Consider the following 16,017-nt stretch of genomic DNA (forward strand, 5'->3'; position numbering starts at 1 on the left):
GCACCCGGGGCTCGTCTTCAGTGAGGCCCGATACTGCATGAGTCCAGAACCCACACATCACGACGACGGCGCGGAGGCAGCAGAGATGAACATCGACATGGTGGAGACCCAAGAGGCCACCGACATCGACGACCTACGCCACGAGATCGATCGGCTGGACGCCGCAATCCTCGCCGCGGTCAAACGGCGCACCGAGGTGTCACAAGCGATCGGCAAGGCCCGGATGGCATCCGGCGGCACTCGACTTGTCCATAGCCGCGAGATGAAGGTCATCGAGCGCTACAGCGAGCTCGGCCCCGACGGCAAGGACCTGGCGATCCTGCTGCTGCGGCTGGGCAGGGGCCGGCTCGGTCACTGAACCCGCGCTCGGCGCCGGGTCACCGCCGCGCCTGGCTCGTTCACGTCGGAGCCCATAGGGTCGAAGCATGACCCGCGTCAGCGACGATGCAGAGCGAAGCGACGAAGAGGAGCGACGCCAATGACCTCCGTACACACCCTCCCCGACATCACCGCCACCCCGGCGTGGGACGCCCTGCACAGGCATCATGAACAAATCGCCGACACCCATCTGCGCCGTCTTTTCGACGAGGATCCCGATCGCGGCCGCGAGCTGACCGTCTCGGTCGGCGACCTCTACATCGACTACAGCAAGCACCGCATCACGCGAGAAACCCTGCGGCTCTTGGTCGATCTGGCCCGCACCGCGAACCTCGAACAGCGGCGCGACCAGATGTTCGCAGGTGTCCACATCAACACCTCGGAGGATCGTGCGGTGCTGCACACCGCGCTGCGCCTACCCAGGGACGCCGAGCTGAGTGTCGATGGCCAAAACGTCGTCGAGGACGTGCATGCGGTGCTGGACAGGATGGGCGACTTCACCGACCGTTTGCGCAGCGGTGAATGGACCGGAGCCACCGGCAAACGCATCAGCACCGTGGTCAACATCGGGATCGGCGGATCGGACCTCGGCCCGGTGATGGTCTACCAGGCCCTTCGCCATTACGCGGATGCGGGCATCTCGGCGCGCTTCGTGTCCAACGTCGACCCAGCCGACCTGATCGCCACCCTGGCCGACTTGGACCCTGCCACAACACTTTTCATCGTCGCGTCGAAGACGTTCTCCACTCTGGAAACCCTGACCAACGCCACGGCCGCGCGCCGCTGGGTGACCGACGCCCTCGGCGACGCCGCGGTGGCGCAGCACTTCGTGGCCGTCTCCACCAACAAGCGCCTCGTCGACGACTTCGGGATCAACACCGACAACATGTTCGGGTTCTGGGATTGGGTGGGGGGCCGCTACTCGGTGGACTCGGCGATCGGCCTGTCGGTGATGGCCGCCATCGGCCGCGAGGCGTTCGCGGACTTCCTGTCCGGATTCCACATCGTCGACCGGCATTTCAAGACCGCCCCGCTGGAGTCCAATGCCCCTGTGCTGCTTGGACTTATCGGCCTGTGGTATTCGAATTTCATGGGCGCGCAATCGCGCGCGGTGCTGCCGTACTCCAACGACTTGGCACGCTTCGCGGCCTATCTGCAACAGCTGACCATGGAGTCCAACGGCAAGTCGACCCGAGCGGACGGCAGTCCCGTCACCACCGACACCGGCGAAATCTTTTGGGGCGAACCAGGAACCAATGGGCAGCACGCTTTCTACCAGTTGCTGCATCAGGGCACCCGGCTGGTGCCGGCCGACTTCATCGGTTTCAGCCAACCCATCGATGACCTGCCCACCGCCGAGGGCGACGGCAGCATGCACGACTTGTTGATGAGCAACTTCTTCGCGCAGACCCAGGTGCTGGCCTTCGGCAAGACCGCCGAGGAGATCGCCGCCGAGGGCACGCCCGCGGATATCGTGCCGCACAAGGTGATGCCGGGAAACCGGCCGTCGACCTCGATCCTGGCCGACCGGCTCACCCCGTCGGTGCTGGGCCAGCTGATCGCACTCTACGAGCATCAGGTCTTCACCGAGGGTGTGGTCTGGGGAATCGATTCGTTCGACCAGTGGGGCGTCGAGCTGGGCAAAACTCAGGCCAAAGCCCTGCTCCCGGTACTCACCGCGGACGCCTCGCCGGCGCCGCAATCGGACAGCTCCACCGACGCGCTGGTCCGCCGCTACCGCAGCGAACGAGGCCGCACCAGCTGACCGGTTCTCAGGCGAACATCTTGGTCAGCTGAGGCGGCAGCACCCGCATCAACTGCACCAGCGGCGCCCACGGCCACCACGGCACCGCCGCCCGCCCGGGCTCCCGCTCCATGGCGGCGACGAGCGCGTTGACGCCAGTTTCGTTGTCCACCATCAACATCGTGCTGTTCGACTTGGCCGTCATCTCCGACTCGATGTAGCCGGGTTCGATGACCGAAACCTTCACGGGCCCCTTGGCGTATTCGGCGCGCAACGATTCGCCCAGTGAGCTCAGGCCGGCCTTGCTCGCCGCGTACGCCGCCTTGACGCCCGGCACGCCCTTGTTGCCGAGCACCGACGAAATCAGCACCAGGTGGCCCGACCCCTTGTTGTTGAACATTTCCAGCGCCGACTCGATCTGCACCAGCGCGGCCACCAGGTTGGTCTCGAGGGTCGCCTTGTTCGCCCAGAGCTTGCCGGAGCCGAGTTTGGCGCCCTTGCCGATGCCCGCGTTGACGACGATCCGGTCAATGCCGCCCAGCTCGTCGCTGAGTTCGGCAAACACCTTGGGGACGGCCTCGTGGTCGTTGACGTCCAGCGCCGCGACGGCGATGGTGATGCCCGGATGTGCCTGCGTCAGCTCGGCTTTGAGCTCATCAAGCCGGTCGGTGCGACGCGCACACAGGGCCAGGTCGCGGCCTTTGGCGGCGAAGGCACGCGCCATGCCTGCGCCCAGGCCGGAGCTGGCACCCGTGATGAGGATCTTCTGGCGAGTCATCGGGGCAGCATATCGACAGGTGTCAAGTCCCGGACGGGCGACTACTTCAGCAAACGCGACATCCGCCGGTCGGCCAGGACCTTGCCGCCGGTCTGACACGTCGGACAGTATTGAAAAGACTTGTCCGCGAACGACACTTCGCGCACCGTGTCCCCGCACACCGGGCAGGGCAGCCCCGTGCGGGCGTGCACGCGCAATCCGGAGCGCTTCTCACCCTTGAGCATGGCCGCGCCCTGGCCGACGGATCGGCTCACCGCGTCGGTCAGCACCGTGATCATCGCGTCGTGCAGGGTGGCGAGCTGCTTTTCGGACAGCTTGCCGGCGGTGGCGAAGGGCGAGATCTTCGCGACGTGCAAGATCTCGTCGCTGTAGGCGTTGCCGATGCCGGCGATCACCTTCTGGTCGGTGATGACCGTCTTGATCCGGCCGCTGTTGCCGGCCAGAACACCGGCCAGCTCGTCGGGGCCGAGTTCCAGCGCGTCCGGACCGAGGGCAGCGATCTGCGGAATCTGCTGCGGGTCGCCGACCAGCCACACCGCCAGCCGCTTCTGGGTGCCGGCCTCGGTGAGGTCGAACCCGGGCGCCTCCCCGGGCGTGCCCAGGTGCACGCGCAGCGCAATCGGGCCCTTGCCGGGCCGCAACGGCGCCGCCGCCAGCTTGTCGGACCACCGCAACCAACCGGCACGCGACAAATGGGCGACCAGGAAAAGGTCGTCCGTCCGCAGACCCAGGTACTTGCCCCAGCGGTCGGCTCCGACCACGGTCTGGCCGTGCAGCGCGCTGATCGGCGGGTCGAAGGTCTTCAAGACGGATAGGGCGGCGATATCGACCCGGCCGACGGTCAGGCCCACGGCGTGGCGCCGTAGATGGTCGGCCAGCGCTTCGATCTCGGGCAGTTCGGGCACGGTTTCAGTGTGCCGGTCGGAGCAAATAGGTGTCCATGATCCAGCCGTGCCGGGTGCGGGCTTCGGCCCGCAGCGAAACGATGCGCGACCCCACCTCGCCGACCGTGCCGGCGATGAGCAGTTCGTCGTCGGTGCCGAGGTAGGCGCCCCACCAGATGCGGGTTTCCGGGGGGCACGCCTGGAACGAGCAGTCCGCGTCGAGCATCACGACGGCCGATCCGGAGGTGCCCTGCGCGCGCAGCTGGCGTCCGGTGGTGATCAGCACGGGTTCGCCAACCTCGTTGAGCGGGATGCGATGCCGGGCGGTCAGCGCCTGCACCGCGGTGATGCCCGGGATCACGTCGAACGTGAAATCGACCTGCGCCGCAACGGCGTCGAGGATGCGCAGGGTGCTGTCGTAAAGCGACGGGTCACCCCAGGCTAAGAAGGCGCCGACGCCGTGCGGACCCAGCTCGCCCGATATCGCGGTGGCCCAGATCCGCGCGCGCGCGCCGTGCCAATCCGCGACGGCATCCCGGTAGTCGGCTTGCCGGCCGTCGGCGTCTGCGCGTTTGGGGTCGGACAGTTCGACGAATCGGTAGTCCGATCCGCGGATGAACCGGGTGCAGATCTCGCGGCGCAGCGCCACCAGGTCGCTTTTCTGCTCACCCTTGTCCATGGCGAAAAAAACCTGCGTGTCGTTGAGCGCCTCGATCGCCTGCAGGGTCACGTAATCGGGATCGCCGGCGCCGATGCCGATGACGTGGATGTGCCGGCCCAATGAACTCTCCTGACGTGCGTCGCTGCTCAACCACATTGCCGAATCGATACCGCAAAGGCCTAGTCGGGACCTGAAGTACCCAGTACCATGGGTACTGTCTAAGCACCCAATGGAGGGACGCCAGGGATGACCGCTTCGTTGAAGCCAGGTGGGCCGAGTCGTGAAGAATTCTCCGAACGGCTGCTGAAGGGCTCGGTCAAGAAGTCCTATGAGCCCATCGTCGACATCGATTGGGATGCGCCGCTCGACCCGGACAAGTTCTATCTGCCGCCACGATTGGTGTCGCTGTACGGCACCGCGATGTGGGACGAGATGACCCGCGAACAGCAGATCGAGCTGTCCCGCCAGGAATTGGTCAACACGCTGTCGGCCGGGATCTGGTTCGAGAACATGCTCAACCAGTCCTTGCTGCGCACCATCCTGCACGAGGACCCAACCAGTAATTCGACGCATTACAAGCTGACCGAGCTGGGTGACGAGACGCGTCACATGGTCATGTTCGGCAAGGCCATCGAACGCATCGGCGCAAAACCGGTGCGCCCCCGGCTGTTTCACCGGATGATCATCAACTTCCTTCCGCTGGCGTTTCAGCGCGGCTCGATGCTGTGGGTGGCCGCCCTCATCGGCGAGGAGATCTTCGACTCGCTACAGCGGCAAATGATGGACGACCCCGAACTGCAGCCAATCATTCAGCGGCTCATGCGCATTCACGTGACCGAAGAGGCACGCCACATCCAATTCGCCCGCGACGGCGCGCGCAAGCGCGTCGCCGAAATGCCCCGGTTCAACCGCTGGTTCATGGCCAACATCAACGGGCTGGGCGGCTACTTCTTCAACTATCTGTTCAGCAACCCGGTCCCTTATGCGCGAACGGGTCTTGACCCGAAGCGGGCCCGAAAGACCGCGCGCACCAGCCCACATCGCCGCGACACTCAGGTTGCCGGCTTCGCTCCACTGGCGGCGTTTTTGACCGAGGTGGGCCTGATGGGTCGCCTCGCGCGACGGGGCTGGAAGCGCAGCAGGTTTCTGTGACGGTCTCCCGTGCCGGCGGCGAATCCCGTTGCCACATCGCCATTGTCGGTGCCGGGGTCGGCGGTCAGAGCGTCCGCGATGCCTTAACGGGCGCCGGCTTCACTGACCTGGTCGTGCTCGATCAGCACGTCCTCGAGTCACGGTTCGACGACGCCTCCGACACGTGGCTGTTGACCACGGCCGATGGCGAAATCGTCCGGGCCGATGTCGTCGTCGCCGCCGGCCAAAGCGTCTGTGTCCCGTGGCTGCCGCCCATTGCCGGGCGAGACGAGTTTCGCGGCAAGTCGTTTCACGCGGCCGCGTGGGATGCGGCATTCGACCCGCGCGGCAAGCGAATCGCGGTCATCGGCACCGACGCCACCGCCGGCTACCACTTGAGCCGGCTGGCCGACGCCGCGGCATCGGTGACGGTTTTTGCGCGCGCGCCGCGTCGCGTTGTCACCGAGGTGCCGCTGTGGCGTTCCCGTGCCACACGCTGGCTGCGCCGCCATGGCGCGTCGCGGTCTCCGGTGGTGATCGCTTCGTCGGCGCTCGAGGCGGTGACCGCGGCGGGCGTGCGCACCGCCGATGGCGTCCAGCACAGCGTCGACGCCATCGTCTACGGCACCGGATTCTCGATCCCCGATCACGTCGCCGACGATGCGCTGACCGGCGCGGGCGGCCTGCCCATTCGGCTGGCCTGGCACGACGGCATGGAGCCGTTCTGCGGAGTCGCGGTTCGCGGGTTTCCCAACTACTTCTTCACCACCGGCCCCGACACCGGGACGCACGCCCGCTACATCGTCGAATGCCTGAAGCTCATGAAGCGCACCGGCAGCGGCCGCATCGAGGTGCGCGCCAGTAGCCAGCAGGTTTTCAACGAACGCGCCCAACTGCGACCGGCCGAACCCCCGCCGGTGGCGTCCGCCTTCGACCTTTCGGCCAGCGCGCCGGCCGGTGAGGACACCTACGACGGCGCCGCCACGCTGGAGATCGCCGGGAACCGCCACCCGGTGCGGGTGCGGCTCACCGGCCATCTGGACCCGATCGACGGGCGCTACCACTGGCAAGGAACGGTATTCGACTCGCCATCCGACGACCTGAGTCAGGCGCGAATGGCCACGCTGACGGTGGGTGAGCGCAGCGCGCCGGCCCGCATCGTCGAACGGACACCCTGGGGCACGCACTCGGTCGCCGGCGTGGGTGCTCCCCCCTACGCGCTGAGCCACGGGTGAACCAGAACCGCCACCGCGTCGACAGCTGACACCGAGGAGCGCATTTCCGCAGGAAAAGCCCTGTTTTTTCGGCCATACCAGAAAGTTTGGCCGCGCCCGCCGTGTGGTAACCCCGTGGAATAGCGCGTGCTGGGCAATGAACTCCATGGCGCGTTCGGGGCACTGGAGATCGACGCCTCGACGGGCACGGAGGGGGGCGCATGATTCATTTATTGCGGGTCTGCGGAGTGAGTTCGGGGGGATCCCGATCGCGGCCTGCCACTTCTCGGTGCGTTGAGGCCACTTCGCCGCGAACTAGACTTTTGCCGCTGATGGCGGATACTCAAGCAGTCGGCCCGGCAGAATACGAGGAGCGGGAAATGAAACCGGACGTCCCGATCGAGCTGGGATGAGCCCGGTGGCTGAGTCGGCCAGCTCGTTGGCCGTCGCGACGCGGACGGATGACTCGATCGCCGTTTTGACCGTCGACGGTGTGCTTGACGCCGCCAACTCCACCGCGCTGCGCGACCGCCTCATCAAGGCGACGACGGACGCGGCCTCCGCGGTCATCGTCGACGTGTCCAGGCTCAAGCTGAACGCCGAACCGGCGTGGTCGAGCTTCATGGGCGCCTACTGGCAGATCGGCAGCGCGACCCACGTGCCGATCGCGTTCGTCTGCACCAACCGGGCCACGCGCGAGGCCATCACCCGCAGCGGCATCGCTCACTTCATGCCGGTGTACTCCAGCGAGAAGGCGGCCAGGAAGGCGCTGGGTCAGAGCGGCCGTCGCGCCGTGCGGCGTGCCGACGCCCAGCTGCCCGCCGACCTGACCAGCCTCCGTGAGTCGCGGCGGCTGGTCCGCGAGTGGCTCACCACGTGGTCGCAGGCCAAGCTCATCCCCGTTGCGCTGGTGGTCGTCAACGTGTTCGTCGAGAACGTGCTGGAACACACCGCCAGCCTCCCGGTGATGCGGATCGAGGCGCAGGGCACGACGGCGACCATCGCGGTCTCCGATGCCAGCAACACCGCCGCCGTACGGCTTGCGTCTCCGGAGAAGGGCATCGACGTCTCCGGACTGGCGATCGTCGACGCGTTGTCCCGCACCTGGGGCAGCACACCGACGGCGTCCGGCAAGACGGTGTGGGCGGTCATCGGCCCCGAGAATCAGCTCTGACTCGTCCCAACCAGTTCTAGCCACACCCATCTGCCGGTTGTGCTGAAACTAGAACACGTTCTAATGTCGTGGGACGACCCCTTCAGGAAGGCAGATGACGTGCGGTTTACCTACGCAGAGGCGATGACTGACTTTCGGTTCTACGTCCCGCTGGCCAAGGCGGCCGAGGCAGCCGGCTACGACGCCATGACGATCGCCGACAGCATCGCCTACCCCTTCGAATCCGACTCGAAGTACCCCTACACACCGGACGGCAACCGCGAGTTCCTGGACGGCAAGGAGTTCATCGAAACCTTTGTGCTGACATCGGCATTGGGTGCGGTCACCTCGAAGCTGCGGTTCAACTTCTTCGTCCTCAAGCTGCCCATCCGGCCACCGGCGTTGGTGGCCAAGCAAATTGGATCACTGGCCGCGATGACCGACAACCGTGTGGGTTTCGGCGTCGGCACCAGCCCGTGGCCCGAGGACTACGAATTGCTGGGCGTCCCCTTCGCCAAGCGCGGCAAGCGGATGGACGAATGCATCGAAATCATCCAGGGCCTCACGTCCGGTGACTACTTCGAATTCCACGGTGAGTTCTACGACATCCCCAAGACCAAGATGACCCCGGCTCCCACCAAACCCGTCCCGATCCTGATCGGCGGTCACGCCGACGCGGCGCTGCGGCGCGCGGCCCGGTTGGACGGCTGGATGCACGGCGGCGGCGACCCCGAGGAACTCGACCACCTGCTCGCCAAGCTCAAGCGGTTCCGCGAAGAAGCCGGCAAGACCGGGCCTTTCGAGATCCACGTCATCTCGGTCGACGCGTACACCGCCGACGGTATCAAGCGGCTCGAGGACAAGGGCGTCACCGACGTCATCGTCGGCTTCCGCATCCCCTACATCAAGGGCAAAGACACCGAGCCGCTGGAGAGCAAGATCCGCAACCTGGAGATGTTCGCCGAGAACGTGATCGCGAAGCTTTAGCGGCGGTGGCAAGCGCGGCGAAAGCCGGGCGCAGCGGGCCGCCGCCATCGAGCTAGCCGCGGTCGCCACCCTCGTCACAGCGGGTCCCACCGCGGCGCGCGCTTCTCCATGTGCGCTTTGGCGGCCTCGACCGGGTTGTTGGTGAAGCCGCTGAGGATCTGGGTGCGGTTCTCGATCTCGATGGCATGGCGCAGGCTCGGCGCGTCGAGCGCCGCGTTGAGCCCAATCTTGGTCTGCCACACGCCATAAGCGTTGTTCTCGGCGATCGAGCGGGCCAGCCGCAGCGCCGCGGGCATCAGGTCGTCGGGAGCGACGACCTCATGCACCAGCTTGATGCGGTAGGCCTCGGCCGCGTCGATGATGCGCCCGGTGAGCATGAGTTCGCGGGCCACCCCGGCCCCGACGATCTTCGGCAGCAGGTAACTGGTGCCCATGTCCATCGACGAGAAGCCGGCCTTGATGAACACCGAGCCGAACCGCGCCTGATCCGAGGCGACGCGGATATCGCTGACCAACGTGAATGCCAGGCCGCCCCCGACGGCCACACCGTTGACCGCGGCGATCACCGGGATGTCCAGCTCGTAGATCCGGGTGTAGAGGTTGGCCAGCCGAACCTGGGCGTCGTAGGTGACCTTGAACGCCGGGGTGGTCGGCTTGTTCTGGGTCCAGGGCTGCCCGGTGCCGCTCAAATCCGCGCCGGCGCAAAATCCCCGGCCGGCGCCGGTCAGGATCGCCACCCTGAACTCGCCTGTGCTGAGCGCGTCCAAGGCCTCATCGACGCCGTCGATCAACGACCCGTCGATCGCGTTGAGGCGCTCGGGCCGGTTCAGCGTGATGCAGGCGATGTTGTCCTCGAGGGTTTCCAGTTTCACTGATGGCATACCGAGACCGTAGGCGACCGATCGGGCATACCGTGGTTGGGCCACACATCGAAGGAGCAGCCATGGCACGAACCGAAGGGGACACGTGGGACCTGGCCAACAGCGTGGGCGCCACCGCCACCATGGTGGCCGCCGCCCGGGCGGCCGCCACACGACGTCCACAACCGGTCATCACCGATGAATTCGCCGAGCCGCTGGTGCGCGCCGCCGGCCTGGATCTGTTCACCAAGTTGGCATCCGGCGAGCTCGATTCCTCCGACATCGAAGAGGGCGTCGGGTTTTCGCGGTTCGTCGACACTTTCGCCGCACGGGCGCTGTTTTTCGACGACTATTTCGCCGGGGCCGGACAGGCCGGGCTGCGCCAGGTCGTGATCGTGGCGTCCGGGCTGGATTCCCGCGCCTGTCGGCTGCCGTGGCCCGCCGGGACGACGGTGTACGAGATCGATCAGCCGGAGGTGATCGCGTTCAAGACCGCGGTGCTGGCCGAGATCGGCGCGGCCCCGACCGCCGAACTGCGCACCGTGGGTATCGATCTGCGCGAGGATTGGCCGGCGGCCCTGCAGGAGTCGGGGTTTGACCCGAACAAGCCGACGGCGTGGCTGGCCGAGGGGGTGCTGATCGGATTCCTGCCGCCCGACGCCGAGGTGAAGCTGCTGGATGCCATCATTCCGCTGTCCGCCGAGGGCAGCCGGTTCGCCGCCGATTTCGGGGCCGTCGCCGGGACGTCGCCGGAGGCGCTGGAGAAATCGCGGCTCATGGCCGAGGGGTGGCGGCGCCAGGGACTCGACCTGGACATCACCGCGCTGACCTATCCCGGGGAGCACACCGACATCGCCGCGCATTTGCGCGACAACGGATGGGAGACCGCCGAATCCCGGCTCGCCGACCTGTTTTCGGCCGCGGGTCTGGCCGAATTGGGGGAAGCCGAGCACCAGGCGCCCGCCGCCACTATCAGCTTCGTCCGGGCGGTGCGAACCTGACCGCGAGAGTGTAACTGCCGACGCCTCTTCTCGAGAAATGCGTTGGCAGTTACATTCTCGAGGCCACAAGAAGCGTCACACAGCCCGTTTGGCCAGCCATTCGGCCTGCATCACGAGCAGGGCCATGACCTCCAATTGCGGTGTCTGTGGGTCGAGTTCGCGGTAGCGCTGATAGACGTTGACGACGACGCGCTCGGCGTCCAGCCAGGAGGCGTACTCGCCGAGGTCGATGGTGTCGGCGGCCTCGGCCCATGACAGGCCCTGGCGGTAGGCCGCCTCGGCCTGCTCAGCGACATGAACGAGATAGCCACGCACCGAACGGATCCCATCTGGATCGGTGACGGGCCCGTGGCCCGGTACCACTGTCGGCGCGTCCAGCGCGATCATCGCGTCGCAGGCCGCGACCCAGTTGGCGATGGGACCGGCCCACACGATGGGTGTGCAGCCGATGAACAGCAGGTCGCCTCCGAACAACACACCCGCATCCGGCACATGCACCACCGAGTCGGCGGCGGTGTGCGCGGGCCCCAGGTTCAGCACATCGATGCGCCGCCCACCCACCTCGACGGCGAGGTTGCGCTCGAACGTCTGGTCGGCATTGCGTAACGTGATGTTGCTGAAGTCGAAATGTCCGAAGCGTTCTCGCGTGTAGGGCGTTGCGACCGGCCCGAGGTTGGCCGTCTGCGCCATGGCGAGCATCTCCGGGGCCATCCCGTGTTCGATCTCCTCGGCGGTGCCACGCGCGGCGATGATCCGCACCGAGGCATCGAGCAGTTGGTTACCGTGCGTGTGGTCCCCGTTGGAGTGCGTGATCACGGCGTCGGTGATCGGCGCCGACGCGGTGAACGGCTGCATCGCGGTGAGCATTTCGCGGGTCAATGCCAGGTCGAACAAGGTGTCCACCAGCAGGGAGGCGCCGTCACCGGTAACCAGTCCGGCGTTGCTCCACCCATAGCCACCGTCAGGCAGGGTCCAGGCCCACACCCGATCGCCGACCTCGTGCAGCCCACGGGTGTAGGGCACTCGGGCGCGGGCCCGATTGATCCGCAGCGGGGCCGGCGTGGCGTCCGGATTCGGGCGCGCGGCCAACGGGTGCGGCGCCGCGCTCGCGCGCACGGTTTGCCGCGTCTCGCCCAACCCTTGGACCTGGAGCGTGACGACGTCGCCGTCGTGCAGCCAACCCGGAAACGATTCCAGGGCTGCGGGATTGAGGTGCTCAACCAGCGTGCAGGTCGGCACGGTCCCGGAGCCGATCACGTCGCCGGGGGCGAGGGTGACGCCGCGCGAGGCATAGGAGATGACTTCGCCGAAGGTCCAGTCCATCTGGGCGGTCGATCCGGACCCGATGACGACGTCGTTGACCAGCGCGGTGACCCGCAGGTCCAGCTTGCCGTCCCGGCGATACGGTTCGAGCTCGTCGGGGGTCACCAGGTAGGGGCCCAGCGTGACCCCGCTGTCTTTGCCCTTGCCTTGCCCGATCCCCAGTTGACTCTCCATCTGCTGCAGATCACGCGCGGACCAGTCGTTGAAGATGGTGTACCCGATGATCGCCTGTTCTGCCTCTTCGACCGTGAGATCTTTTCCGCCGGCCCCGATCACCGCGGCGATCTCCAATTCGAAGTCCTGCCAGGCGCTTCCGGGCGCCGTCGGGGCGTCGTCGTACGGACCCAAAATGGTTGCCGGGCAGGCGAAGTAAAACGCGGGTATGCGGTACCAGGAATCGCCGAGCGTCCGGCCGGCGCCCAGCGCGGCCTGGCAATTGCGCATGTGGTCGAGGAAGCACAGGGAGTCCCGGATGGACGGCGGACGTGGGATCGGGGCCAGCAATCGCGCCTCTGCGAGCGCGACGACCGCCGCGGGAGAACGCTGCACATCGTCACCCGCCTGCCGCAATGCCTCGGGACCACGGGCGACGAGGTCGAGGAGCGTCACGTCCGGCGGCATCGCATAGATCGTGTCACCCGAGAGAACGCCGACGCGTTCACCTCCTGAAGCGTCTTGATAGGTAACCCATTTCACTCGCGTACCACCTCGCTTGCCTCCTTGTCGGGCCGCAACCCGCGCCAACTCGATTGGCGTAACCGGTCATCCGGGGTCCACTCGCTGTAGCGCACCTCCCCCACCAGTACCGGCTCGACGAACGTCACGCCCCTGGTCTCGCTCTTGGGAAGCGGTGGGTCGAAGGGGGATTCGTCGGTGTGCAGGGGCGCCAGCGTTTTCTTCAAGTTGGCCAGGTCGCGTTCGGTGAACCCGGTGCCGACACGGCCGGCGAAATGCAGGCCGTCCGCGCCTGGGATACCCATCAGCAGCGAGCCGATGCCGCTGCTGCGTCCGCCCTCACCGGCCTTCCAGCCGCCGATGACGACTTCCTGGGTGTTCCAATGCTTGTCCTTGATCCAGGACGATGAGCGGCGGCCCGGCTGATAGGTGGAGTCGCGCTTCTTGGCGATCACCCCCTCCCAGCCACGTTCTCCGGAGTGCGCCAGTGCCTCTTTGCCGTCTCCGGGCAGTGGGTCGGGGACGATGAGGCGGCTACCGGCGGCCAGCATTTCCAGCAGCTTTCGCCGATCCCGGTAGCGGGCCCGCAGCAGCGAACGGCCGTCGAGGTAGAGCAGGTCAAACGCCCAGAATTCGACCCGCGAGCCCCGGCCGCGGTTTTGCATCTCGTGGAAGTTGGGCACGCCGGAGGAGTCCAGCACGACGGCCTCGCCGTCGAGCACCACGTGGTGCTCGACGAATTCATCTGCCAGCCATCGCAGTTCGCGGTATTCCTGGGTGACTTCGCGGCCGCGTCGGGACCGTATCCGCAACGATCCGTGGTCGGCCTCGATCAGCAGCCGATAACCGTCCCATTTGCCTTCGAACGCCCACTGGCTCGCCTTCAGGGACGTCACCGAACCGTGCGTGGCGAGCATCGGCGCGATCGTGTCGAACTCGAAGACCTTCTGGTCCTTCATCCGGTGCGCCAGCCACTGGTCGCCATTGGTTTGAATCAGCGCGTATCGCCCGGAGATCTTGCTGCCGTGCAGGTTGACGATGACCTCGTCATCGAGGAATTTCTCGGCGTCGTAGGTTCCGCAGTCCCAGATGATCACCTTGCCCGCACCGTATTCGCCTTTGGGGATGACGCCTTCGAATCCGCCGTATTCCAGCGGATGGTCCTCGGTGTGCACCGCCAGGTGGTTCACCGAAGTGGTCTCGGGCAGGTTCTTGGGCACCGCCCAGGACACCAGCACGCCGTCGCGCTCCAGCCGGAAGTCGTAGTGCAGCCGTCGGGCATGGTGTTCCTGGATGACGAAGGTGTTTCCCTGGCCCACAGCGGGTCTCGCGGCCGGTACCGGCTCGGGGGTTTTCGACGCATCACGCATGCTGCGGTACTTGGACAGCCGATCCGGAACCGGCGCGTCCTCGTCCAACTCCGCAAGCAGATCGCCGTCGCGCGCGACGCGGGCCAGCACTTCGTCGTACCGCAGCTGGCGCAGCGACGGGTCGTCGAGTTCGTCCCAGGTGCGCGGCGCCGCGACGGTGGGATGTTCGCGTCCGCGCAGCGAATACGGCGCGATGGTCGTCTTGGAGCCGTTGTTCTGGCTCCAGTCCAGAAAGATCTTTCCCGCCCGCAGGCTCTTGGTCATGGTCGACGTGACCAGCTTGGGCATCGTCTTTTCCAGCTGTTGCGCAACGCGTTTGGCCAACACCGTGGCGCCCTTGCTGCTTACGGGCTCGTCGAGGGGCGCGTACAGGTGCAGGCCCTTGCTGCCACTGGTGAGCGGGAAGGTGGCCAGTCCGATCCCGGCGATCAGGTCGCGGACGGCGCGCGCCACCTCGGCCATCTGGGCCATCGTCACGCGTTCGCCGGGATCGAGGTCGAACACCAGTCGGGTCGCCGGACCGGGCTTGAGTTCTTCGGCCCCGCGGCGGGTCCACTCGGCGACGAACCGCCACTGCGGCACGTGGACTTCCAGCGCCGCTTGCTGGGCGATCCAGGCCAGCGCGGTGGGGTCGTCGATGATCGGATAGGTCGTCGTTCCGGATCGGTGGGTCACGCTGGCGCGGGGCAACCAGTCGGGCGCCGACGAGGCCAGCTGCTTCTCGAAGAACGATTCCTGTTCGACGCCGTTCGGCCAGCGTTTGCGCGTGGCCGGGCGCCCGGCGATGTGCGGGATCATCACCTCGGCGATACGCGTGTAGTAGTCGAAGATGTCGCTCTTGGTGGTTCCGGTGGCGGGGTACAGCACCTTTTCGGCGTTGGTCAGCTTGACCCGCGGCCCCGCCGTCGAACTCATAGTGTGAGTCTATGGGCGGTGCGCTGGTGATTGGTGAAGCGCTGATCGACAGGGTCGAACAACACGGCACCGTCGAGCATGTCGGCGGCAGTCCGCTCAACGTCGCGGTGGGGCTGGCCCGGTTGGGTAGGGAAGTCAATTTCTTGACCCATATCGCCGATGACAAAGCAGGCAAGCGCATCGCCGAGTACGTGAAATCCTCTGGCGTGCAACTCGTTCCGGGAAGTGTGTCGGCCGGAAGTACGCCGACCGCGGTCGCGACGATCGGCGACGACGGCTCGGCCAGTTACACGTTCGATCTGCAGTGGCGCCTTTCCGGTACGCCCGAGGTCGCGCCGCCGCTGGTGGTGCACACCGGGTCGATCGCCGCCGTGCGCGAACCGGGGTGCCTGGCGGTCGCCGCGCTGCTCGATGCTTATCGCGTCTCGGCCACCGTCAGCTTCGATCCCAACGTGCGACCGTCGCTGATCGCCGACCGTGACGCGGCACGGGCCCGTATCGCGCATCTGGTCGAGCGCAGCGACGTCGTCAAGGTCAGTGACGAGGACTTGAACTGGATCGACCCCGACCACGAGCCCCGACGCATCGCCCGAGGCTGGCTGGCGTCGGGGCCCGCGATCGTCGTCCTGACCCTAGGAAACCGCGGTGCAGCGGCGTACTGCGCAGCCGGGGACGTCCGGGTGGAGGCCAGGCCGGTCCGGGTGATCGACACCGTTGGTGCCGGCGACGCCTTCATGGTCGGCTTGCTGGACGCGCTGTGGGAACGGGGTTTGCTGGGCGCCGACCGGCGGGCCGCCCTGCGCAGCGTCAAGCTCGACGCGCTCACGTCGGCGCTCGAGGCCGCCGGCACGGTGTCGGCACTGACCGTTTCGCGGGCCGGTGCCGATCTCCCCGATCGCGCGGCGCTTCGGGCCCAGGCAAACCAACCTCCCTGATATCCGGC

14 protein-coding genes and 1 pseudogene are annotated in these 16,017 nt (G+C 66.6%); 8 read left to right on the plus strand and 7 right to left on the minus strand.

What is annotated here, in order from left to right:
- Positions 1-37 precede the first annotated feature (37 nt).
- Together ACZ50Z_RS15245 and pgi are read left to right on the plus strand one after the other, a co-directional pair.
- A complete protein-coding gene (locus tag ACZ50Z_RS15245; RefSeq protein ID WP_464484302.1) occupies positions 38-358 on the plus strand; it encodes a chorismate mutase in 321 nt (106 codons plus the stop codon).
- Positions 359-478: 120 nt separating this feature from the next.
- Positions 479-2,143 (plus strand): glucose-6-phosphate isomerase, encoded by a 1,665-nt coding sequence (gene pgi / locus ACZ50Z_RS15250; RefSeq protein ID WP_464484303.1) that lies wholly within the window; start codon positions 479-481, stop codon positions 2,141-2,143.
- Positions 2,144-2,150: 7 nt separating this feature from the next.
- Here pgi and ACZ50Z_RS15255 read toward each other — a convergent pair whose 3' ends face one another.
- The 4 genes and pseudogenes from ACZ50Z_RS15255 to cobF all read right to left on the minus strand — a co-directional run bounded on the left by ACZ50Z_RS15255 (position 2,151) and on the right by cobF (position 4,565).
- Entirely contained in the window at positions 2,151-2,900 is a 750-nt protein-coding gene (locus ACZ50Z_RS15255; RefSeq protein WP_464484304.1) for an SDR family oxidoreductase, read from the minus strand.
- Between the two features lie 41 nt (positions 2,901-2,941).
- The gene (locus ACZ50Z_RS15260) at positions 2,942-3,409 is read right to left on the minus strand and encodes a zinc finger domain-containing protein (protein WP_464486255.1); all 468 of its coding nucleotides are present in this window, start codon (positions 3,407-3,409) and stop codon (positions 2,942-2,944) included.
- 153 nt (positions 3,410-3,562) lie between these two features.
- Positions 3,563-3,805: pseudogene (locus ACZ50Z_RS15265) on the minus strand (DNA-formamidopyrimidine glycosylase family protein); the annotation flags it as partial.
- A 4-nt stretch (positions 3,806-3,809) separates the two neighbouring features.
- Complete coding sequence (cobF, locus tag ACZ50Z_RS15270; protein ID WP_464484305.1) at positions 3,810-4,565, minus strand: precorrin-6A synthase (deacetylating); 756 nt, start codon at positions 4,563-4,565, stop codon at positions 3,810-3,812.
- 126 nt (positions 4,566-4,691) lie between these two features.
- On the opposite strand from cobF, the gene ACZ50Z_RS15275 reads away from it, so the two are divergent.
- The 4 genes from ACZ50Z_RS15275 to ACZ50Z_RS15290 all read left to right on the plus strand — a co-directional run bounded on the left by ACZ50Z_RS15275 (position 4,692) and on the right by ACZ50Z_RS15290 (position 8,930).
- Entirely contained in the window at positions 4,692-5,597 is a 906-nt protein-coding gene (locus ACZ50Z_RS15275) for an AurF N-oxygenase family protein (protein WP_464484306.1), read from the plus strand.
- Between the two features lie 245 nt (positions 5,598-5,842).
- Positions 5,843-6,811, plus strand: coding sequence for a DUF4873 domain-containing protein (locus tag ACZ50Z_RS15280; RefSeq protein ID WP_464486256.1), 969 nt, complete (start codon positions 5,843-5,845; stop codon positions 6,809-6,811).
- A 388-nt stretch (positions 6,812-7,199) separates the two neighbouring features.
- Positions 7,200-7,964: an STAS domain-containing protein gene (locus ACZ50Z_RS15285; protein WP_464484307.1), complete on the plus strand. Its 765-nt coding sequence runs from the start codon at positions 7,200-7,202 to the stop codon at positions 7,962-7,964.
- Positions 7,965-8,063: 99 nt separating this feature from the next.
- A complete protein-coding gene (locus ACZ50Z_RS15290) occupies positions 8,064-8,930 on the plus strand; it encodes an LLM class flavin-dependent oxidoreductase (protein WP_163706098.1) in 867 nt (288 codons plus the stop codon).
- 74 nt (positions 8,931-9,004) lie between these two features.
- Here ACZ50Z_RS15290 and ACZ50Z_RS15295 read toward each other — a convergent pair whose 3' ends face one another.
- Entirely contained in the window at positions 9,005-9,811 is an 807-nt protein-coding gene (locus tag ACZ50Z_RS15295; RefSeq protein WP_464484308.1) for an enoyl-CoA hydratase/isomerase family protein, read from the minus strand.
- Positions 9,812-9,873: 62 nt separating this feature from the next.
- Between ACZ50Z_RS15295 and ACZ50Z_RS15300 the strand changes: the two genes are divergently transcribed.
- The gene (locus tag ACZ50Z_RS15300; protein WP_464484309.1) at positions 9,874-10,791 is read left to right on the plus strand and encodes an SAM-dependent methyltransferase; all 918 of its coding nucleotides are present in this window, start codon (positions 9,874-9,876) and stop codon (positions 10,789-10,791) included.
- Positions 10,792-10,866: 75 nt separating this feature from the next.
- Here the strand turns inward: ACZ50Z_RS15300 and ACZ50Z_RS15305 are convergent, their stop codons facing one another.
- Together ACZ50Z_RS15305 and ACZ50Z_RS15310 are read right to left on the minus strand one after the other, a co-directional pair.
- Positions 10,867-12,810: a fumarylacetoacetate hydrolase family protein gene (locus ACZ50Z_RS15305; RefSeq protein WP_464484310.1), complete on the minus strand. Its 1,944-nt coding sequence runs from the start codon at positions 12,808-12,810 to the stop codon at positions 10,867-10,869.
- Entirely contained in the window at positions 12,807-15,074 is a 2,268-nt protein-coding gene (locus ACZ50Z_RS15310; protein ID WP_464484311.1) for an ATP-dependent DNA ligase, read from the minus strand. The genes ACZ50Z_RS15305 and ACZ50Z_RS15310 overlap by 4 nt, the downstream gene beginning before the upstream one ends.
- Before the next feature lie 11 nt (positions 15,075-15,085).
- Here ACZ50Z_RS15310 and ACZ50Z_RS15315 point away from each other — a divergent pair, with 11 nt between their 5' ends.
- The gene (locus tag ACZ50Z_RS15315; RefSeq protein WP_464484312.1) at positions 15,086-16,009 is read left to right on the plus strand and encodes a carbohydrate kinase family protein; all 924 of its coding nucleotides are present in this window, start codon (positions 15,086-15,088) and stop codon (positions 16,007-16,009) included.
- Positions 16,010-16,017: the final 8 nt, after the last annotated feature.

The sequence above is a fragment of the Mycobacterium sp. NTMscope_MAC_269 genome, from assembly GCF_976985695.1.